This window comes from Flavobacterium sp. Root186, assembly GCF_001428525.1.
In the GTDB taxonomy this organism is placed as follows: Bacteria; Bacteroidota; Bacteroidia; order Flavobacteriales; family Flavobacteriaceae; genus Flavobacterium.
On the sequence record NZ_LMHW01000001.1, the window covers coordinates 114,515 to 134,690 of the forward strand.

Sequence of the window (20,176 nt, forward strand, 5' to 3'; positions counted from 1 at the left end):
AAAAGGTAATCAAATGGAAAATAATTATGATGTAGTAATTGTTGGTTCTGGTATTGCCGGATCAATAATAGCAAAGGTTCTTACCAATGCAGGTAAGAAAGTTTTAATGCTAGAAGCAGGTCTTTCTGCAGGTATAGCAATGGATCAGGATGCTAATTATAAAAACTATCAGGATTATCTTAATACGTTTTATAATGCTTCTGCAAAAGTTCCGAATTCGCCTTATCCGAATATAAAAGATGCGCCTTCAATTGATGTTCTTGACATTCAGAAAATCCCAAAAGACAGACCTTCAACAAAAGGATATTTGGTACAAATGGGACCGCTTCCTTTTGCAAGTGATAATACAAGAGCACCGGGAGGAACAACACTGCACTGGCTTGGAACCACACTTAGAATGCTGCCAAGCGATTTTGTCATGAAATCTAAATACGGCGTTGGCGTAGACTGGCCTATTAAATATGAGGATATGTCACGTTATTATGAAATGGCTGAAAACGAAATTGGCGTTTCGGGAAATGTAGAAGATCAGCAGTATCCTAACGGACAAAGTAACATTTTCGGTAAAGATTATGTGTTTCCAATGAAAGGCATTCCAACAAGTTACCTTGACGGCGTAATGAAAAAGGTAATTGATAAAAACAATAACATTAAACTTAATGGTAAAGACTATACATTGACTTGTATCAGTACGCCGCAAGGACGAAATTCAATTCCGAATCTTGATTACAATATTGGCGGAGTCGAATGGAATCCCGCTTCAAAAAAATTAGATATTATCAAAATTCAACCTGGAGAATATGATCCGGTTGGTTCAAACTGGGATCAATATACAGGCCAGCGCTGCGAAGGAAATGCAAGCTGTGTACCAATTTGTCCGGTTCAGGCGAAATACAATGCTTTAAAAACATTCAGAAAATGCGACATGGGAAATCTTGTCGTAAAAACACAAGCTGTTGCTTCCCGATTGTTAATCAACGAAACTTCAAACTGGATTAACGGCGTTGAATACAAAACGTACGTTAAAGGAAGTTCTTCTTCATACGAAACCCATACTGCTAAAGGAACCTTGTATGTAATGGCCTGCAGTGCGATTGAAAATGCTAAATTATTATTAGCGTCAGGAGCAGCAAACAGCAGCGATCAGGTTGGGCGTAACTTAATGGATCATATGACGGTTTTAAGATGGGGATTATCAAAAGATCCTATTTATCCATATCGCGGTCCGGGTTCTACTTCTAATATTCCAACTTTTAGAGATGGAGAATTTCGTAAAAATCATGCTGCCTGGATTCTTCCATTAGACAATTGGGGCTGGGCATGGCCAACTGGTTCACCTGCAACAGATGTTATTAATGCTGTAAACGAAGGTATTATTGGAAAAGAACTTCGTGATAAAATCGAAAATCTGGTTACAAGACAATTCTTTACGCACTTCGAATGCGAACAGGCTCCAGATCCTGATAACCGTGTAAGAATTGATCCTCAATACAAAGATAATATTGGCAATTACAGACCTGTAATTTATTATAAAGCAACAGAATATATGCTGAAAGCTTTTGAAGCATCAGGAATTGTTTCTGAGCAATTGTTCAGCCAATGCGGTATCGAAGATTTTACATCTTACAATCCGGCTTCAGATGCTGATTATGTGACTTACAAAGGCAAGGGCTACACTTTTGCCGGTGCAGGACATATTGTAGGAACACACAGAATGGGATTCTCAAAAGAAGATTCTGTTGTCGATGCCAACATGCGTACGTGGGATCACGAAAACCTGTTCTTAGTAGGCTGCGGCAATATGCCGACTCTTGGAACTTCAAACCCAACTCTAACTATGTCTGCCCTAACTTTTAAAGCGGCAGAAGCTATCCTTCAACAACTTGAACAATAACTATTATGGAAAATAAATTATTTCAAAAGAACAATCCAAATCGTCAAAAGCTAATTAAACCAATTGCTGATCTGGATATTAACGAAGAGGTCTACTCAGTTGCTACAGATAATACCTTTATTGCAGATAATGAACTCAATGTTGCACCAGCAATCGCAGCCAAAAGTGCAAAAGGTATTTCGTTGAAAATGTCTAAAAGAGATGTAAAAAATTACATCAAAGATCTTAAAGATCTTCAGCACAATCTTAGAATAGCTTTACAATTAGAGCTTTCAACGATTCCACCTTATTTGTGCGGACTTTACACGATTAAAGAAGGTAGTAATGTGGAAGCTGCCACGCTTATTAGAAGTGTTGTTGTAGAAGAAATGCTGCACATGGTTTTGGTTTCAAACATTTTGAACGCCATTACAGATCCAAAAACAATAAAAAAAGGGGATAAACTTTTTAATGTAAAAGACATTATTCCAAACTACCCTACTCCGCTTCCGGGTGGCATTGTTCCGGAAGTTCCTAAAGGTTCACCTCCGTTTGAAGTTCATCTTTTAAAATTCTCCAGAGAAGCATTAGATGAATTTTCTACAATCGAAAGACCTTCTGATCCTAAAGCGCCAATTACCAGACATTTTGATAGTATCGGACAATTTTATGAAGCAATTCGTTATGGTCTGCTTCGTTTAAATGAATCAACTCCGGGCGGAATTTTTATTGGAGATCCAAAACGCCAGATTACAGCTGAACACTATTACGGAAGCGGTGGTAAAATTACAAAAGTTGTAAGCTATGAAGATGCCGAAGAAGCGATTGGAGAAATCGTAGGTCAAGGTGAAGGTATCGACGGAACTATTGCAACAGAGCAGGTTTTGTTTGGAGAAGATATTGAATATGCCCACTATTTTAAATTTCAGGAAATCTGTTTTGGAAGAATGTACAGTGCCAATGATACCAATTTTCAAATGCCTGTAAAAAGTATTCCAACAGGAAAACCTTTTACAGTAAGCTGGTCTTCTGTTTATAATATGAAAGCAAATCCAAAAATGAAAGATTACGAAAATAATCCTGAATTACTGGAAAAAGCAAAAGACTTCAACAAAGTATATGTACAGCTCCTAAACGGAATTAACGATGCAGTGAGCGGTGAACCTGATCTTCTTATTAAAGGAATTACAGTAATGTATGAACTTAAATACAAAGCGTTGGAATTACTAAACATTCCGCTTGAAAATGGCGAATGTGCAGGACCAACATTTGAATATGTAGAACTGTAAAAATGGTAATTTCAATGACAATAGCAATGGCGATTTCAATGACAATGGCTATAACTTATAATTCATTAACTAATAACTTATAACTCAAAAAACTATGTATTACCCACTTGAAGCAAAATGGACCATCCTGCCCGGAAATGAAGAAAAAGCAAAAACTGCTTTGATTCAACTGGCAAAAGATGTTCAGGAAAACGAACCGGAAACGCTATTGTATATGGTTCATGTTCCTGATTTTAAACAAAAAAGTCTTCCGACTCCGCCTCAGGGTGAAGTCATTTTTTGGGAAGTTTATGAAAATCAGGATGCATTTTTCAAACATGTAAATGGTCCCATATTCACCCAATTTGTAAAAACGTACGGCGATTTATTTCTAAGCGATTTTAGCACGCCGCCGCAAGTTTTCATGACCACTGAAGTATTATTTCAGATTCAGGGATTTAGCCGAAAAGCACTTTAAATCCTGAAACAATTTTATACCCTATCAAAAACAAAATCAATTCAAAAAAAATAAAATGGCATTAGAACAAAATAATCCGTTAGCAAATCTGAACCTGTCAGGTTTAGAAAAGCTAGAAGCAAAAACAGTTAATAAAGGGCTTAAATCAAAATTTAAAGCCGAAGTTTTAGAAACCGCACCAGTTGATCTTGGTGTGTTAGAAACATTAGTTGGAACCTGGGTTGGGCCGGGTTTCAATATCATTGAAGTTCCAAATATGAATCAGGCAAAACCGGGTCCGCCGCCAACTGATAAATTCAAAATTATATTAAATTCAACTGCAGAAACTTTTACTTTTTCTTCCATTGGAGGTGATATTATCAACCGCGGAAACGCACAATCTGATATCGCTTTTCAAGGCTTACATTATTTACAACAGGTAGACGATGTAAATCTTCCAAGCGGTCAAAACGGAATTCATTTAGAAACGGGATTATTCTTAAATCTTCCAAGTGGCACTGATCCGGCGGTACAGCCAAGTATCGCCAGATTAGGTTCAATTCCGCATGGAGATTCAATTTTAGCACAAGGAACTTTCTTTACAGTAAACGGCCCGCCACAATTTGAAGTGGCAGATCCTACTCCATTTTTTATTGTAAATGGAAAAAGAGTAAACGACACAAGCGATACTTATTTATCACAATTGGTAAATGCAGTTCCGCCTCCGGGAATTCCGAAAGAAGTAATTATGAATCCAAATATTCTTTTGGAAAATGCAATTAAAGGACAAAACATTACTAAAACTGTTGTGATCTTTTTAGATGCCAACCCAATCGATGGCGTTGCAACTCCGGGCGCAGCAGGTCCGGTTGGCGGGATTACAAACATTCCGTTTGTAAATGTAAATGCCAATGCTAATAGTCTTTCAGCTATTTTTTGGATAGAAACTGTTGAAAATGCAGATGGTTCAGAATTCCTTCAATTGCAGTATACACAAACCGTAATCCTTGATTTCCCCGTTTTTGCCCCAGATGGAAGCGTTGTAGAAATTAAATGGCCTCATATTTCAGTAGCAACACTTCGTCTTCAGCAATCATAAATTCTGAAGAAAATCAACTAAAAATATTTAAACGAAATTAAAATGGAAAATAATAACAGCTCACCCATGTTGCTGCACAGCACGTATTTCAACCTGGGTACAAGTAATACTTCGGGAATTGTAGAAGCCTACATGGCCGAAGCCAGACAATATCTTTCTGAATCAGTGGGAATGATTTCTTTCTGGATTGGCGTTAGAGCAGATGATATGATTCGTCCTGAAAATGATCTAAATTATGATATTGCCATGCATCAGCTTTTTGTAAATGAAGATGCTTTTAATGTTTACAACGGAAATGATTCTGCACACAATCAGTTTGTTATAGATGTAAACAGATGGGTTCCGGGCACAACGAGACGTGTTATGGATGCTTATGTTACGAATCTTATTATTGGCGGCAATTCTTCTGAACCGCAAACTATTGGTGCCGACGGGAATTATCCGCAAAGCATGTTTCACAACCTGTATTTCTCTTTAAAAGATAAATCAGCAGAAAACATTAAAAAGTTTACGGATATCTGTGTAGAATATTTATCCGGACACCCGGGAATTCAGCAGTTTACAACCGGAGGATTGACCGATATAAAAAGAAATGTTTCGGTTCGAAATTTTGATGTTGCGGTTTCTATCATTTACGAAAGTAAAAAAGCATACGATGATTATCTGAAAAGCAAAAAGCACGACGAATTCTTCCCTGCAACTGCCGGAATGATTGACAACACGTACATTTTTGATTCTTATATAAAATACCAGTCAAAAGTGTATTCGCTTACGAGATAATCCTTAACCCAAAAACTAAAAATCATGATAGAAACAGCAATTCAGGAATTAGTTCGTGAGCTGAGCGGTTATGTACTTCAGCCCGGCGATTCAGAATATGAAGACGTTATAAAAATTGATAACGGACGAATTCAATTCAGACCACGCCTAATCATTTTTCCGGCTGTAGTTGAAGATGTCAGACTGGGATTAAAATTTGCCATTACAAACGATTTTCCTTTTTCCATAAAAGGCGGTGGACACAGTGCTGCCGGTTACTGCCTTAACGAAGGCGGTGTCGTTATTGCAATGAAAAATTTAAACCGAATTACATTCGATCCTAAAAAAGAAACGGTTACGGCAGAAATGGGCGTAATCTGGTATGATGTTTACAAGTTTATGCAGTTAACTAATACAGGATTAATTCCTGTGGGCGGCGGCTGTCCTACTGTTGCTCCTCCGGGCTTTATGCTTGGCGGCGGTTATAGTTTTGTTTCTCGTTCGTACGGAATGAGTATCGATAATTTGGAGAGTTTAAAAATCGTTACTCCAGACGGCGAATTACGTCATATTGGTGTAAACAGTACTTCTACAGAAGATATTGATCTTTTCTGGGCTTGCTCTGGCGGCGGCGGCGGAAACTTTGGAATTGTAGTCGAAATGGAAATGAGAGTCCGTAAACCATTAAGCAAAAAAATGTTAGTGGGACAAATTCGTTATCCATTAGAAATGGCCGAAGATGTTTTAGGTTACTACAACGACTGGGTCGAAACCGTACCAAATGCAATGGCAGTTTACGGTTTTATGGGAAATCAAAAAGATTTGATCGATAAAACTACCAATGTAAAAGTGCTGGGTTTAACTCCGGTTTTTAATGGTGATGGTGCCGAAGGAATTGATTTGCTTCAGGGTCTTTTAAAACTAAAACCAATTAATGCCGATTTGTTTAATATGACACTTCCGGACTGGGAATTCTATAACGGTTACACGACAAGAGTTGCCGGAAGAAGCTCGTACATCCGTTCTACCGTTCTTCCAAAAGGTGGAATGAACAATAAAGTAGCAAAGGTTATTGTGGAATCAATGAGCAAAGCTCCGTCTCCGGAAAGTTTTGCCGTTTGGACACATGCCGGAGGTGCAATCGAAAATGTTGCCTCAGATGCCACAGCGTACGTACACAGAAACAGCCGTTTTATTCCGGAAATTAAATCGATCTGGGATTTAGACAAACCTGGCGATACATTGAAAAATGTAGAATGGGCTTATGAATTTTTCGAAAGATTATCTGATGCCGGAAATGCAACTGGAGCTTATGTAAACTACATTGATCCTTTACAGCACAACTGGGCCGAACAATATTACGGAAGTAATTATAAACGCCTTTTAGAAATTAAAAAGAAAGTTGATCCAAACAATTATTTTAATTTTCAGCAAAGCGTTGGTTCTCCGTTTAATCCAACGAAAGAATTAACAGATATTAGTCCGATAAACCGAACCAGAGTATAATCCCTTACTAACCCAAATCCTCGAAGTTTTACTATAAATCTTCGGGGATTTACTATTTCTAACAAACCAATTAAACATTAACATTATGTCACCAGCATCTGAAATAATTAGACTGCTTAATTTGCAGTTAAACAGTACCGAAGGCGGTTATTTTGCCAATACTTATCCGATTCCGCCTGTAGAAAACTCTCCTTGCAGCGCGATCTATTATTTTTTGGATAATTCCCGCTGTTCTATTATGCATAAAGTTACAGGAGATATGTTGTATCACTTTTACGCAGGAAAGCCTGTAGAAATGCTTCTATTATATCCGGAAGGTCATACACCAAAATCTGAAGTCTGCATTTTTAGTAATGATATTACCAAAGGCGGAAAACCGATGAAAGTGATTCCGGGCGGAACATGGATTGGTTCCAGAATTAAAAGTAAAGATTCCTGGAGTCTTATGGGCGTATCAATGGCACCTCCGTTTGATCCGAATGATTACTTTTTAGGAGATCGCAATACCTTAATTGCACAATATCCTGAACACAAAAAATTAATTATTGCCCTTACCAATCCTTCATAAACAGGCACATTTTGAAATTTTTTAAAAAATAAAGATGTTTTTGTTTGTATATATGACCAATCGGTCATATATTTGTACCGTTAAAATAAAACCTATCATGGCAAAAGGTGAAGAAACCAGACAATTTATTATAGAAAAAGCCGCTCCTATTTTTAATACAAAAGGGATTGCAGCAACTTCTATGAGCGATATTATGGAAGCTACCAAATTGTCTAAAGGAAGTATGTATGTACATTTTGAAAATAAAGAAGTACTTGCCTGTGCTGCCGTTGATCATAATGTAAAAGTTTTAACAGCTAAGCTTCAGGCTGCATTAAGTAAACCTAAAACATCAAAAGAACAATTATTTGCTTATATCGATTTTTTTGGTAATCCGCTTCAGTCGCCGCTTATTGGAGGCTGTCCGATATTAAATTTTGGAACAGAAGCTGATGACACAAACCCAATTGTAAAAGAGAAAGTAAATAACGCTATTCGCACCGCACAGCAATTACTTTCCGGCATAGCTGAAAAAGGAATTGCAAACGGAGAATTTAAAACAGATTTAAAACCAGCTGATTTTGCAACTGTAATGTTTGCAATGCTCGAAGGCGGACATTTAATGTCAAGAATGTCTGGAAACAATGATAAAATGGAAGTCATTGTAAAAACACTTAAAAATTTAATAGAGCAAAACAGCATCTAATTTTTTTTTATCAAAAAAATGACCGATCAGTCATATTTAAAAATAAAAATAACAATTTCAATTGTCAAAAAAACAATATCAATAAAAATTACAATAGGAACATTCACAATTAACAATTCACAATTTATAATTAAAAAATCATGTCAAAAACAATTTTAATTTCAGGAGCATCAAAAGGATTTGGAAAAGCCTGGACAGAAGCATTTTTAGAAAAAGGATATAAAGTAGCTGCAACAGCTAGAAATATCGATACATTAAATGATTTAAAAGCAAAATACGGCGATGCAATTTTACCGTTAAAACTTGACGTTAATAAACGCGAAGAATCATTTGCAGTTGTTGAAAAAGTAAAAAATCATTTCGGAACAATTGATATTTTGATCAATAACGCTGGTTATGCTTTAAATGGTGCTGTAGAAGAAGCAAGTGAAGCGGAAGCAAGAGCTCAATTTGAAACTAATTTCTTTGGAACTTTATGGTTAACACAAGCTGTTTTACCAATTATGAGAAATCAAAAAAGCGGACACATTATTCAGGTTTCTTCTATTTTAGGAATTGCAACTTTACCTGTTATCGGACTTTATAATGCTTCAAAATTTGCTGTTGAAGGTTTAAGTGAAACTTTGGCATCTGAAGTAAAACAATTCGGAATCAATGTTTCATTAGTAGAACCAAATGGTTATTTTACTGATATTTGGGGTAACGGATTCCACAGCGAAAGTATCACTGCTTACGACGGAATCAAAAAAGCGCTTGCAGATGGACACGATCCAGATACTTTTGGACAAGTAAGTGCTACAGTTCCGGCAATCATTAAATTGGTTGAAGCTGAAAACCCGCCTTTACGTTTATTTTTAGGAAAAGTAGCTTTACCATTTGCCAAACAAACATACGAGCAAAAACTAAAAACATGGGAAGAATGGGCTGATGTCTCAGTTCAGGCACATGGTTAATTTATTCTAAGTTTTGAGTTATGAATTATGAGTTAGAAGTTAAAATTCATAATTCATAATTCATAACTCAATAATAGATATGCAAAACAATATTCGATTTTGAGCTGTCAATTATCTTTTCTAATTTCTTAAAAAAAGCTTCACTAACCATTGGACAACCGTGGCTGTTTGCTATATAATAATCTTGTTCTTCATTTGGAACTGCTGAATATGAATGCAATACAATTGCTCTTTTTGCTGCATTATTGTTTGTCTCATCTAAACCAGATAATTTATAAGATTTTCCAAACATTCCTCTATACGATTTGCCAACAGTATATCTTCCTAATGATGTACATTTTGAATTTGGTTCATTACTAAATTTTAATTCTCCTCTAACATTGGTTTCAGAACCAAAACCATTTGCTACAAGACCCTGATCTACAATTTCATCTTTTTCTAAATCGTAGACAAAAAATCTGTTTTTACCAGATTTAATTCTCATATCAATAAAAAAGGCAATTTTTGTATTGTAAGCAGCATTTTTTTTAATCATCGCTTTCACATCTAAAAGCTCAGTATTAAGTCGCTCCATTTCCGGACTTAATGGAGGAGTATTATTTTTAATCTCTTTCGCGTTTCCAAAAAAACTAATTGTAAAAAATAAAATTAAGTTGAATATTTTCATAACAAGTATTTAATTTAATGCTAGTCTAAAGTTTTCATTAATTTGATTTATTTATTTTATATCAAATTAACGAAGCAAAATTAGTCTGCATTAAATCAAAAAACAGGCATTAGAAGACTGAATATAAACAAAATAAGACTTATTTCATTACATCTTTTTTACGCCTAAATAGTAAAAGTTACAATGATTTCGGTCCCTTCTCCCGGTTTAGATTTTACTTCGAAGTTTCCTTTTAGAGAGTTGGTTCTCTCTTTTATATTAGATAAGCCAATTCCTCTTTTTACGGTATTGATGTCAAAACCAATGCCGTCATCAATAATTGATAACTGCAAAACATCTTTATCAATTAATTCTATTTTTACATCGACTTTTAAGGCTTTGGCATATTTTTGAATATTTAAAAGCGCTTCCTGAATAATGCGATAAAAATTTATTTTATAAATATTCTGTACTTGCTCCCATTCAAATCTTTCGTCAACAAAATAGTTAAACTGTGTTTTACTTATTTCATTTTGACTTTTAATTAAATTGGATAAAAGCGTATTAAAATCATTGCTTTCTAAAAAAGAATCCTGGTTCAGATCATGCGAAATTGTCCTGATTTCATTTTCGATGTTCTGCAATTCAAATATATATTGCTTTCTTTTTTCTATCGTTTTCTCATCTGATTTAGAATTAAAAAATCCCAAATTCATTCTTACGCCATAAACCTTATTCATTACACCATCGTGAAGTTCTCTGGCGATTTTATTCTTCTCTTCTTCTTTTGCGGCGTTAATTATATTTTGCTGTTCGCTCAAAAGCTGATAGATTTCGTCGCTGTCACTTTGCTGCTGCTTTACAAATCTTAATTCTTTGTTCTTATATTTTAAATAAATAGCTACCGAAATTGCCGACAAGGCTAAAAACAAAGCAAAAGAAAAGATCAAAATATAAAAGTTCTTTTTAGTTAAAATCTTATTCTCATCTTCAACCTTTACGGTTTCATATTCAATTCTTGCATATTTATTCTTGGTTCTGCTTTGAATACTGTTTATACTGTCACTTATTGCAATATATTGATTGGCATAAAACAGTCTTTTTTTGCTGTCTATTCGGGTAAGGAGTTTTAATGTATTTAAAGTTTCGTTGGTGTTTTTTAATTTGATCGAAACTATATAAGCTTCCTGCAAAGTCTTTAAGGATTTTAAAGAATCTTTTTGTGTCAGATAAAATTCTCCCAAATGAATCTTTTTATACATAACATCAGAAGTATATCCCAGACTGTCTACAATTTTTAAAGACTCTAAAAACATTGATTCAACATTTTTATACTCTTTATTTTTCATTTTAGAATAGGCTAGATTTGATAAAACAATGGCATAAAACCGAGGCCAGTTTTTTCTTAAATTTTTAGTCAATAAAGGCTTTAATTCTTTAATTGATTTAGAATAATCGCCTTTAAGATCATATAAATTGCAAATATTAATTACAGAAGATATGTTGAAGTTATTCACTTCATCACTATCTGTATTATTTTTTTTCATTGCTCTTAAATTTCTCAACGCTAATTGATGATATTTTAAAGCCTGATCGTACATAAACAACTTTTCTAAGCAATTCCCCATTAAGGTATTACATGAATACAGCAATTTTATGTTATCCGAATCTTTTAAATATTCAAGACCTTTGGTTAATTCTACCTCACATTCAACATAATTACCATCATAAAAAAGAACATATGCTTTATTAAAATACATTTGTCCTAACTTGTCATAGTCCTGAATTTTTAAATAAATTTTTTGAGCCTGCAGATAATAATAGTAGGCACTGTCTTTTTGGGAACTTTCATAGCAGTCTCCAATAAAATAAAGAGACTTTGCTATTCTGGAACTATCATTTTCTTGTCTGGATAATTTTAAAGCTGTTAAGCTGGATGAATGTGATTTTTTTATATTATTTAAATAATAATATTCCTCTCCCGCTTTTAAATATAAATTTCTAACAACGGAGTCATTTTTTTGATGCTTTAAATTACCGACAAGCGAATCTAAATATCTCTCTTTTGCAGTTCCTGAAATTTTATTAAAGTATTCTGTATCAAAAGTATTCTGATTTTTATTTCTAATTTTTAATTCATCCCTCCTATGATAAAACACTAATAAAATTACTATTGTTAATAGAAGTATTGGAATATATATTTTCGACTTCAATCTCAAAATGATACTTTATAAATTAAATTCAAATATATCATAAATAAAGAAGACTATAATACTTCAATATCAGTATTATAGTCTTCAGTAAATAGGGTCGAACATGTTTTATTTAATTTTTGGATTTAGCGGATCTCCGTCGGGTGCGCTCATTTGTAAATTATAGCTGATTTTTAGAGAGTCAATTGTTTTGGAGTTAACAGTTTCATCTTTGATGCTTTCATCATTTAGCTTTTTTTTTTCGGTTGAATTAAAATCTTGGCTTTCAAGATCATCAGTTGTGCAAGATAAATTCATCATTAAAATTGATGCAAAAAGAATACGAATTACTTTACTTTTCATGGTATGTTATTTTTATGTTTTTGCAAAAAAACATCCAAAAAAGTTGCATATTTTACGGAAAATCCGTAAGATTGTTTAATTTTGTTTAAATTTTACGATAATGTCACTTAATATTTTAATTGTTGATGATCATCCTATGACGGTAGACAGTTATGTTAACCTACTGTCTGACGATTGCTTTGATACAGTTGAACCCACCTTCCTAAAAAAATACAATTGCGAGACTGCCTATAAAAAAATAATGCTGCTTGAAAAGCAAAACACCAGACTGGATTTTGCTATTCTCGATGTTAATCTGCCGCCTTATGAAGAATTCAATATTGCAAATGGAATTGATTTGGCAATAACGATTAGAAAAGTACTCCCTTCATGCAAAATTTTATTGCTGACAATGCATACCGAAGCCTTTATAGTAAACAGGATTATAAAAACTATTGCACCCGACGGGTTTATATCAAAAAGTGAAGTTAATTTTGAATCTTTTCCGGCTATTTGTCAAAAAATCCTAAAAGGGGAAATAATTTACAGCGATGAGATCGTGAAGTCTCAGAAGAAATTAACGCATCGAAACTTAAATTGGGACGAATACGACAGCCAGATTTTAATTCTGTTATCTCAAGGTGTTAAAACAGTTAATATTCCAAATCATATTCCGCTTTCAATGAGTTCAATTGAAAAGCGAAAAGCGAATATTAAAAGCCACTTATTGTTAGAAAAAGGCGGCGATACAGAGCTTATTAATAAAGCGAGACAATTGGGGCTTATATAAACTTAAAAACTAAACTTGAAATCATAAACAAAAACGTAACAAATAAAAAAGGCAGATGAAACAATTTTCATCTGCCTTTTTTTTATCAAATAGTCTAGTTGCCAAAGTTCAATTCACAATTAACAACTCACAATTCATAATTATTACCATCCTTTCACAGCACCGCCTTTAAACTCACGAATAGCTGCGGCTTCAACCTCTGGAGATTGAAAAGCCTGTAAAAACTGTTTTACCTTTTCATCGTTTTTATTGTCCTCACGACTAACTACCAAGTTTACATAAGGAGAATCTTTATCTTCAACAAATAATGCATCACGTGACGGAACTAACCCAGCCTGAGAAGCAAAAGTATTGTTGATAATCGCAATTGAAACATTGGCATCATCTAAAGCACGAGGCAATTGAGGTGCCTCTAACTCTAATATTTTTAAGTTTTTAGGATTACTTACTATATCTGTTACTTTAGGCAGTAAACCAATGCCTTCTTTCAATTTTAATAAACCGTTTTTCTGTAAAAGCAATAAAGAACGTCCGCCGTTTGTTGGATCATTTGGGATAATAATAGTGCTTTCATTTTTCAATTCAGAAAGGTTTTTTATTTTTTTAGAATAAGCAGCAATCGGATAAACGAATGTATTTCCGATAATTGCCAATTTATAACCACGTTGTTTAGACTGCTCGTCTAGATATGGTTTATGCTGAAATGCATTCACATCAATATCACCCTGGCTTAAAGCTTCATTTGGAATTACATAATCGTTGAAAGAAACCAATTCAACCTCAAGTCCGAATTTTTCTTTAGCTACTTTTTTAGCTGCTTCCGCAACTTTTAATTCCGGTCCTGATGCCACACCCACTTTTATAAAATGCGGATCGTTATTTTTACTTTTTCCACAATTAGCTAAAACTAGTGATAAAGCTAAAATTACGGCTGTTTTCAAGAAATTTATTTTCATGACAAATCTATTTTTAATTTTTAATTCCTAATTTTTAATTGATACTTATCTATGATCAAAATGTTTTGATAATCTGTCCCCTATAAACTGAATCAAGAAAACCAAAATAACCAATAATACCAAAACCGAATTCATCGTTACGGCATCATAACCAATATATCCATATTGATATCCAACTTGTCCTAAACCGCCTGCGCCAACTGCTCCGCCCATTGCAGAATAACCTACAAGAGTGATTAAAGTAATTGATGCTGCATTTATTAAAGATGGTAAAGCTTCTGGAAGTAATACTTTATATACAATCTGCAAAGGTGTTGCACCTAATGCCCTTGCGGCTTCAATTAATCCTGATGGCAGGCCTAATAAACTGTTTTCAACCAAACGGGCAATAAACGGCGCTGCGCCAATACTTAACGGAACCAAAGCAGCACTTACTCCAATAGAAGTTCCAACAATGGCTCGTGTAAACGGAATCATCCAAACGATTAAAATAATGAAGGGAATGGAACGAAAAACGTTTACAATAACAGATAAAGTTCTGTTTAAAACCGGCTGATCCAGTATTTGATTTTTTCGGGTAAGGAAAAGTAAAACTCCCGTTGGAAGTCCGATTAGGAAACCAAAAAAGCCAGACACAAATGTCATAACAATGGTTTCCCAGGTTCCTTTTAATAATAAGTCAATAATAGAATCAGACATAACCTATGATTTCTGTTTTAATGTGTTTTGAAATAAAATATTGAATTGCAGCGTCGTAGTTTTCTCGTTTTCCCGATAATTCTATCAGCATAACGCCAAAGTTTACATCTCCGGCCTGATCCATCTGCGCGCTTACAATTTTGAAATTAGTATCAAACAATCTTGAAACCTCAGAAATAACAGGCTCGTTAACTGATTTTCCGGTCATTTCAAGCTTTAATAAAGGATTCAAACTTCCGTTATCTACTTTTTGTAGTTTTTCCTGATAAACGTCTGGAATTTCCAAATGAAGCGATGACGAAATAAATTCTCTTGTCAATTCATGTTTTGGATCGGCAAAAATTTCGCCCACACTTCCCTGCTCTATTAATTTTCCGTGGCTGATTACTGCAACTTCATCACAAATCGATTTAACGACTTCCATTTGGTGTGTAATCAATAAAACGGTAATATTTAAACGACGGTTAATGTCTTTCAATAAATTCAAGATGGAACGTGTTGTTGCCGGATCAAGCGCGCTTGTCGCTTCATCACACAATAAAACTTTCGGATTATTTGCCAAAGTTCTTGCAATCGCAACTCTTTGTTTCTGTCCTCCGGAAAGGCTAGCAGGATAATCGTTTGCTTTTTCGGCTAAGCCAACTAATTGCAGTAATTCTAAAACACGGGTTTTAATTGCCGTTTTTGGAGTTCCAACCAATTCTAAAGAAAAGGCAACATTTTCAAAAACTGTTCTCGAAGAAAGCAGGTTAAAGTGTTGAAAAATCATTCCGATTTGTCTTCTTTCAATCGCCAATTCAGAATTTGATAATTGCATCAAAGCTTTTCCATCTACAATAATTTCTCCAGAAGTGGGTCTTTCCAGAAGATTCACACATCGAATCAGCGTACTTTTTCCAGCTCCCGAAGTTCCGATAACACCAAAAATTTTCCCGGGCGGCACCTTTAACGAGACATCATCTAAAGCAGAAACGACTCTGTCTTTTTGATAAAAAGTTTTGGTAACGTTTTTTAATTCAATCATTTGTTCAATTCAGATTTAAAAACAAAAAAGCCTTTCATAATTATTTGAAAGGCTTTTTGAAATAAATAATATCATTTTATATATAAGCCAAACAATCACAAAGCATCCCAGCACATTATGCTGCATCTATAATAATTATTCATTTTCTGGCTATTATTTCTCATTGTTGCTGCAAATTTAAACAGATAATTTTAATTTTAGTATAAAAAACATTAAAACTTTTATTAACCTATCAAAATAGTAGATTATTATAGCGATTGCTTTAATTTAAAGTGCGTTTTGTCTTTTTGGATTAAAAATAATAGCCACAGATTAAAGGATTAAAATGATTTTTTTTCTCCACGAATTCTGAATAAAAAATTCGTGAATTCGTGGCAGAAAAAAAACTAAATTTTCATAATTAACTTTTTTCCTTCCGTTTTATTCTCACGAAGTATTATGCTATTACAGAATATGGAAAATCTGTACTTCCGGTAACAGAAACTTTAGTAAAATGGGGAATTACACATAGAGAAAAAATTATCGAATCTCTTAAATAATTAATTCATACGAAACCTTTCAGGTTTAACGCTATTTAAACATTTAATCCAGCTTAAACCATTCATTTACTTCTTCGGCTATAGTTTCTTTTATTTCAGGATTTTCAAATTCATTTGTAATTGAATTATATTCGTAATCTTTCTGCCATTTTTTATAATGTAAAGACACTTGTTCAATTGCATCACAAATAAAATTAAGCTCATCATTTGTCATAATGGGATGCAGTGATAAACGTACCCAGCCCGGTTTATTAGTTTGGTTTTTCTCTAAAAGTTCGTTTGTAATAATTGCTGATTTCTTTTCGTTTATATTAAACAAATAATGCGCATAAGTACTTGCACATGACCAGCCTCCGCGAACCTGAATCCCGAAACGGTCATTTAAAAGCCTTACGATTAAATTATAGTGAATATCTTCGATTACAAAAGAAACACAGCCGATTCTTTCCGTTTTTAAATCTCCTAAAATTGACAACCCTTTTACTTTTTGAAGTCTTGAAAAACAAAGAGCAAGCAATTCTTTTTCTCTGTTTTTAATGTTTGAAACTCCCATTTTGTCTTTTAATTCTAAAGCTAAAGCAGCTCTTATTACTTGTAGAAAGCCTGGTGTTCCGCCATCTTCTCTAACTTCTATGACCTCGCTATAACAATATCTTCCTAACGGATTTGTCCATTTCACATTTCCGCCGCCCGGATTATCGGGAAAATCTGCTTTGTATAATTTTTCATTAAAAACCAAAACGCCGCAAGTCCCCGGTCCGCCTAAGAATTTATGCGGAGAAAAGAAAATAGCATCTAATTGCTGTTCCGGATCTTTTGGATGCATATCGATTTTAACATACGGTGCAGAAGCTGCAAAATCAACAAAACAAAGTCCGCCGTTTTGATGCATAATTTTAGCCAATTCATAATAAGGCGTAATAATTCCTGTAACATTTGAACAAGCTGTAAACGAACCTATTTTTAAGCTTCTATGAGTGTATTTTTTAATTTCTTCGGAAAGAATATTGGGATCAACCAAATTATTTTCATCTGGTGGTAAAATCACAACATCGGCGTTGGTTTCATACCACGAAACCTGATTAGAATGATGCTCCATATGCGTGATAAAAACAACAGGTTTATCTTGTTCATCATTCGTTCGCAAAGCCATTATTCTTTGCAGTTTTGATAAAGCGGCAGTCATTCCGCTTCCTGTAGTCACCAAAACATCCGAAGTATTTGCGTTTACCGACTTCTTAATAATATCTCTCGCATATTGATAAGCATGCGTTGAAGTTTTTCCTGTCTGACTAGAAAGTGAATGCGTATTGGCAATCATCGGACCAATTTTGTTGAGCATAATATCCTCAATTGGAGCGTATAATCTTCCGCTGGCAACCCAATCTGCATAAAGCAGGTTTTGCTTTCCATAAACTGATTTAAAACGGTGATTTACTCCTATTGTATTTTCTCTAAATTTAGAGAAGTAACACTCCAATTCAATTGGTTTTGTTGTTGTCTCAATAGCATTCATTTCCTTTATCATTTTAATTAACTAAATTTATTATTGTTTTAATCTTTCGAATAATTCAAAAGTTTAGAGCAGCTGATTACTACGATTAATTTACCTGTTCTAAAAGCGATTTAAGTGTAGTCTGCAATTCTTCTCCGTGAAGATTTTTCGCTACGATTATTCCTTTTGAATCGACTAAATAATTTCCTGGAATCGCTCTTACTCCGTATAATTTGGCAATGGCACTGTTCCAAAAAAGTAAATCAGAAACATGTAACCAAGTCAGATTATCATCCTGAATTCCCTTAATCCAGTTTTCTTTCTTTTTATCTAAAGAAACGCCTACAATGTTAAAACCTTTGTCGTGATACTCTTTATAAGCCGCAACGATATTTGGATTTTCTCTTCGGCAAGGCCCGCACCATGAAGCCCAAAAATCAACTAAAGTGTAACCTTTTAAATTTTCAGAAAGACGAACTGGTTTACCCTGCGGATCATTTGCTGTAAAATCAGGGGCTTTTTTACCAACCGCTAATCCGTCTAATACAGTAACCAGTTCTTTTAGTTCTTTCACGTAAGTGGTACTTTGCAGACTTTTATCAAGCAAAGCAATATTTTTAGTAATTTCTTCCGGAGATAATCTATAAGACCAGTTTCTGTACAATACATAAGCCGAAACAATAGATTTAGGATTTTCTGTAATGAATTTACTTATTTCTACATCTTTCGATTTTTTATAAGCTTCGAATAAATTCTGAGATTCAGAGCCTTCAACTACAGAACTTGTATAATATTTTTTTGGGCTTAGTTTTACTGTAATTGGCGTTTTTTCAAGGAAAATATACAATGGAGACTCTTCTGTGTTTACACTTAATCCATATAATTCCGGTGTTTTAACTTTAGTTTTAAAACTAAAATTTCCATCTTTTACTTTTACCGAATCAATTGTGGTAAACATTTTATTATGGAATTTTTGCAGATACACATATTGCGCAACTGTATCTGCAACAGTTCCTTTTAACTGTAAATTACTTTCTTGCGCCTGAGTTTGTGAAACTCCAAGAAATAAGGCAAAACCTAATAGTATTTTTTTCATTTTATTTTGATTTTAAGGTGATGATATGATTTTTATTTTAGTTTAATATTGGGCAAAAGAATTCCTTTAAGCCAATGTAAAAAGGCTTTCAATAAACGGTATTTAAAAAGAAATGAGAGAGAGAATTAATGCTTTCGCATTCTGAAACCAGCAAGACTATATTCTTCGAAAATTGAATTCAAAAGTTCGTCACTATCGTGTAAAAAATGCAGTTTGGTTTTCATTTTAAAAAATAAATAATTTTAACAATGATGACCTTATCCAGATTTGCGCCAATCTTTCTTATCTGTCCCGCAAGGCGGGAAGGAATTAGCACCTTATTCCGTAACAGGTTGCCAAGACTTCATAGGGCCTGTTCCCTCAGTCTTTCTGGATAAGTATCATTCAGAATTTTTCTGTGTTACAAATATATATTAATTCTACAGAATTAGTAGTATTTAAAGTTATTTTTTTTGAATTTTATTTGAAAAACATTTTATACGCTATACAATTCATTGATATTAAACAAATTAAAACAAGATACAAATTTTAATAATTAATTATTTTATAATGGAAATTCATACGTTTGACGGAATAAAATTCGGAAATTCTATTTTTTTACTGTTGAAAAAGTATAAAAAAACTCATTTCGTTTTTGAAATGAGTTTCTATTAAAGCTGAACAACATAATTTTTTATTGTTCCAACATTATGGTTAACATCAAAAAAAAGCTGATCGTTTGAAACACCTGACCATCTTTTAAAGTTGAAAATTCCATAGAGACTAAACCTATTTATTTTTTTTAATAAATCATCTTTGGAGAGTTTCTCTTTTAATTCGGCAATCAATAAAAAATTAAACAAGGCAAATAATTCATAAAATACAGCTTCGTTATCTATAAAATGATCTTTTTTCAGTACAATAAAATATTCCTTGTACTTAACTTTTTTGTTTTGAATAAAAATATGTTCTTTAAGTAATTTAATATTTTTATCAATTGAATTTTCATATCCCGAATCTCCTAAATATATTTTATGACCTTCATTTTCAGAAGATAAAACTAGCAGAATATAACCTGAACTAATGCCGTCTTTTTTGAAAAAATACTTCTTTCTATTTAAAAACTTTTCTATTTTTAAAACTCTGAAATTGCATTTTATTAAAGAATGATTTTTATCCTTTCCTATTTTCGCCGATTCAATTTTAATGTTCTTCTTTAACTTCATTTAAAAATTATTGATTTGCAGTTA

General features: G+C 33.6%; 19 protein-coding genes and 1 riboswitch. Of the genes, 10 read left to right on the forward strand and 9 right to left on the reverse strand.

The features are described 5' to 3' along the window. The first annotated feature begins 13 nt into the window (after positions 1-13). From ASD98_RS00430 to ASD98_RS00470, 9 genes are all read left to right on the forward strand, one after another. Positions 14-1,894 (forward strand): GMC family oxidoreductase, encoded by a 1,881-nt coding sequence (locus tag ASD98_RS00430; protein WP_056198542.1) that lies wholly within the window; start codon positions 14-16, stop codon positions 1,892-1,894. Between the two features lie 5 nt (positions 1,895-1,899). Further along, positions 1,900-3,162 carry a ferritin-like protein gene (locus tag ASD98_RS00435; RefSeq protein ID WP_056198544.1) on the forward strand — a complete coding sequence of 421 codons (1,263 nt, stop codon included), beginning with the start codon at positions 1,900-1,902 and terminating at the stop codon, positions 3,160-3,162. Positions 3,163-3,256: 94 nt separating this feature from the next. Further along, positions 3,257-3,619 carry a putative quinol monooxygenase gene (locus ASD98_RS00440; RefSeq protein WP_056198547.1) on the forward strand — a complete coding sequence of 121 codons (363 nt, stop codon included), beginning with the start codon at positions 3,257-3,259 and terminating at the stop codon, positions 3,617-3,619. A 55-nt stretch (positions 3,620-3,674) separates the two neighbouring features. After that, positions 3,675-4,697 carry a heme-binding protein gene (locus ASD98_RS00445; RefSeq protein ID WP_056198549.1) on the forward strand — a complete coding sequence of 341 codons (1,023 nt, stop codon included), beginning with the start codon at positions 3,675-3,677 and terminating at the stop codon, positions 4,695-4,697. Positions 4,698-4,739: 42 nt separating this feature from the next. Beyond that, positions 4,740-5,477, forward strand: coding sequence for a Dabb family protein (locus tag ASD98_RS00450; protein WP_056198552.1), 738 nt, complete (start codon positions 4,740-4,742; stop codon positions 5,475-5,477). Between the two features lie 24 nt (positions 5,478-5,501). Continuing rightward, complete coding sequence (locus ASD98_RS00455; protein ID WP_056198555.1) at positions 5,502-6,962, forward strand: FAD-binding oxidoreductase; 1,461 nt, start codon at positions 5,502-5,504, stop codon at positions 6,960-6,962. A gap of 85 nt (positions 6,963-7,047) precedes the next feature. Further along, positions 7,048-7,530 carry a cupin domain-containing protein gene (locus ASD98_RS00460; RefSeq protein ID WP_056198559.1) on the forward strand — a complete coding sequence of 161 codons (483 nt, stop codon included), beginning with the start codon at positions 7,048-7,050 and terminating at the stop codon, positions 7,528-7,530. 97 nt (positions 7,531-7,627) lie between these two features. Further along, entirely contained in the window at positions 7,628-8,215 is a 588-nt protein-coding gene (locus ASD98_RS00465; RefSeq protein ID WP_056198562.1) for a TetR/AcrR family transcriptional regulator, read from the forward strand. A 140-nt stretch (positions 8,216-8,355) separates the two neighbouring features. Further along, entirely contained in the window at positions 8,356-9,168 is an 813-nt protein-coding gene (locus tag ASD98_RS00470; protein WP_056198565.1) for an SDR family NAD(P)-dependent oxidoreductase, read from the forward strand. A gap of 67 nt (positions 9,169-9,235) precedes the next feature. On the opposite strand, the gene ASD98_RS00475 is transcribed toward ASD98_RS00470, so the two are convergent. The 3 genes from ASD98_RS00475 to ASD98_RS00485 form a co-directional block, all read right to left on the reverse strand. Next, positions 9,236-9,835: a murein L,D-transpeptidase catalytic domain-containing protein gene (locus tag ASD98_RS00475; RefSeq protein WP_056198569.1), complete on the reverse strand. Its 600-nt coding sequence runs from the start codon at positions 9,833-9,835 to the stop codon at positions 9,236-9,238. 164 nt (positions 9,836-9,999) lie between these two features. Continuing rightward, positions 10,000-12,027, reverse strand: coding sequence for a sensor histidine kinase (locus ASD98_RS00480; RefSeq protein ID WP_128414759.1), 2,028 nt, complete (start codon positions 12,025-12,027; stop codon positions 10,000-10,002). Positions 12,028-12,135: 108 nt separating this feature from the next. Beyond that, entirely contained in the window at positions 12,136-12,369 is a 234-nt protein-coding gene (locus ASD98_RS00485) for a hypothetical protein (protein WP_056198572.1), read from the reverse strand. A 100-nt stretch (positions 12,370-12,469) separates the two neighbouring features. On the opposite strand from ASD98_RS00485, the gene ASD98_RS00490 reads away from it, so the two are divergent. Further along, on the forward strand, positions 12,470-13,138 hold the full coding sequence (locus tag ASD98_RS00490) for a response regulator transcription factor (RefSeq protein ID WP_056198575.1): 669 nt from the start codon (positions 12,470-12,472) through the stop codon (positions 13,136-13,138). 143 nt (positions 13,139-13,281) lie between these two features. Here ASD98_RS00490 and metQ read toward each other — a convergent pair whose 3' ends face one another. The 6 genes from metQ to ASD98_RS00520 form a co-directional block, all read right to left on the reverse strand. Continuing rightward, positions 13,282-14,094 carry a methionine ABC transporter substrate-binding lipoprotein MetQ gene (gene metQ, locus ASD98_RS00495; protein ID WP_056198578.1) on the reverse strand — a complete coding sequence of 271 codons (813 nt, stop codon included), beginning with the start codon at positions 14,092-14,094 and terminating at the stop codon, positions 13,282-13,284. Positions 14,095-14,139: 45 nt separating this feature from the next. After that, positions 14,140-14,793 (reverse strand): methionine ABC transporter permease MetI, encoded by a 654-nt coding sequence (metI, locus tag ASD98_RS00500; RefSeq protein ID WP_056198581.1) that lies wholly within the window; start codon positions 14,791-14,793, stop codon positions 14,140-14,142. Further along, positions 14,786-15,817 carry a methionine ABC transporter ATP-binding protein MetN gene (gene metN / locus ASD98_RS00505; RefSeq protein ID WP_056198583.1) on the reverse strand — a complete coding sequence of 344 codons (1,032 nt, stop codon included), beginning with the start codon at positions 15,815-15,817 and terminating at the stop codon, positions 14,786-14,788. The genes metI and metN overlap by 8 nt, the downstream gene beginning before the upstream one ends. A gap of 582 nt (positions 15,818-16,399) precedes the next feature. Further along, a complete protein-coding gene (locus ASD98_RS00510; RefSeq protein WP_242412046.1) occupies positions 16,400-17,872 on the reverse strand; it encodes an aminotransferase class V-fold PLP-dependent enzyme in 1,473 nt (490 codons plus the stop codon). A gap of 85 nt (positions 17,873-17,957) precedes the next feature. Next, a complete protein-coding gene (locus ASD98_RS00515) occupies positions 17,958-18,947 on the reverse strand; it encodes a TlpA disulfide reductase family protein (protein ID WP_056198590.1) in 990 nt (329 codons plus the stop codon). Between the two features lie 279 nt (positions 18,948-19,226). Next, a riboswitch (SAM riboswitch) is annotated at positions 19,227-19,327 on the reverse strand. 270 nt (positions 19,328-19,597) lie between these two features. Continuing rightward, complete coding sequence (locus tag ASD98_RS00520; RefSeq protein WP_056198594.1) at positions 19,598-20,152, reverse strand: hypothetical protein; 555 nt, start codon at positions 20,150-20,152, stop codon at positions 19,598-19,600. Between the last annotated feature and the right edge of the window lie 24 nt (positions 20,153-20,176).

Bases quoted from the DNA above. Each gene is read 5' to 3' on its own strand.
- ASD98_RS00520 (WP_056198594.1), bottom strand. From the start codon at position 20,152: ATGAAGTTAAAGAAGAACATTAAAATTGAATCGGCGAAAATAGGAAAG.
- ASD98_RS00510 (WP_242412046.1), bottom strand. From the start codon at position 17,872: ATGAATGCTATTGAGACAACAACAAAACCAATTGAATTGGAGTGTTAC.
- metI (WP_056198581.1), bottom strand. From the start codon at position 14,793: ATGTCTGATTCTATTATTGACTTATTATTAAAAGGAACCTGGGAAACC.
- ASD98_RS00440 (WP_056198547.1), top strand. From the start codon at position 3,257: ATGTATTACCCACTTGAAGCAAAATGGACCATCCTGCCCGGAAATGAA.
- ASD98_RS00460 (WP_056198559.1), top strand. From the start codon at position 7,048: ATGTCACCAGCATCTGAAATAATTAGACTGCTTAATTTGCAGTTAAAC.
- ASD98_RS00450 (WP_056198552.1), top strand. From the start codon at position 4,740: ATGGAAAATAATAACAGCTCACCCATGTTGCTGCACAGCACGTATTTC.
- metN (WP_056198583.1), bottom strand. From the start codon at position 15,817: ATGATTGAATTAAAAAACGTTACCAAAACTTTTTATCAAAAAGACAGA.
- ASD98_RS00435 (WP_056198544.1), top strand. From the start codon at position 1,900: ATGGAAAATAAATTATTTCAAAAGAACAATCCAAATCGTCAAAAGCTA.
- ASD98_RS00455 (WP_056198555.1), top strand. From the start codon at position 5,502: ATGATAGAAACAGCAATTCAGGAATTAGTTCGTGAGCTGAGCGGTTAT.
- ASD98_RS00515 (WP_056198590.1), bottom strand. From the start codon at position 18,947: ATGAAAAAAATACTATTAGGTTTTGCCTTATTTCTTGGAGTTTCACAA.
- ASD98_RS00445 (WP_056198549.1), top strand. From the start codon at position 3,675: ATGGCATTAGAACAAAATAATCCGTTAGCAAATCTGAACCTGTCAGGT.
- ASD98_RS00470 (WP_056198565.1), top strand. From the start codon at position 8,356: ATGTCAAAAACAATTTTAATTTCAGGAGCATCAAAAGGATTTGGAAAA.
- ASD98_RS00430 (WP_056198542.1), top strand. From the start codon at position 14: ATGGAAAATAATTATGATGTAGTAATTGTTGGTTCTGGTATTGCCGGA.
- ASD98_RS00490 (WP_056198575.1), top strand. From the start codon at position 12,470: ATGTCACTTAATATTTTAATTGTTGATGATCATCCTATGACGGTAGAC.
- ASD98_RS00465 (WP_056198562.1), top strand. From the start codon at position 7,628: ATGGCAAAAGGTGAAGAAACCAGACAATTTATTATAGAAAAAGCCGCT.
- ASD98_RS00485 (WP_056198572.1), bottom strand. From the start codon at position 12,369: ATGAAAAGTAAAGTAATTCGTATTCTTTTTGCATCAATTTTAATGATG.
- ASD98_RS00475 (WP_056198569.1), bottom strand. From the start codon at position 9,835: ATGAAAATATTCAACTTAATTTTATTTTTTACAATTAGTTTTTTTGGA.
- metQ (WP_056198578.1), bottom strand. From the start codon at position 14,094: ATGAAAATAAATTTCTTGAAAACAGCCGTAATTTTAGCTTTATCACTA.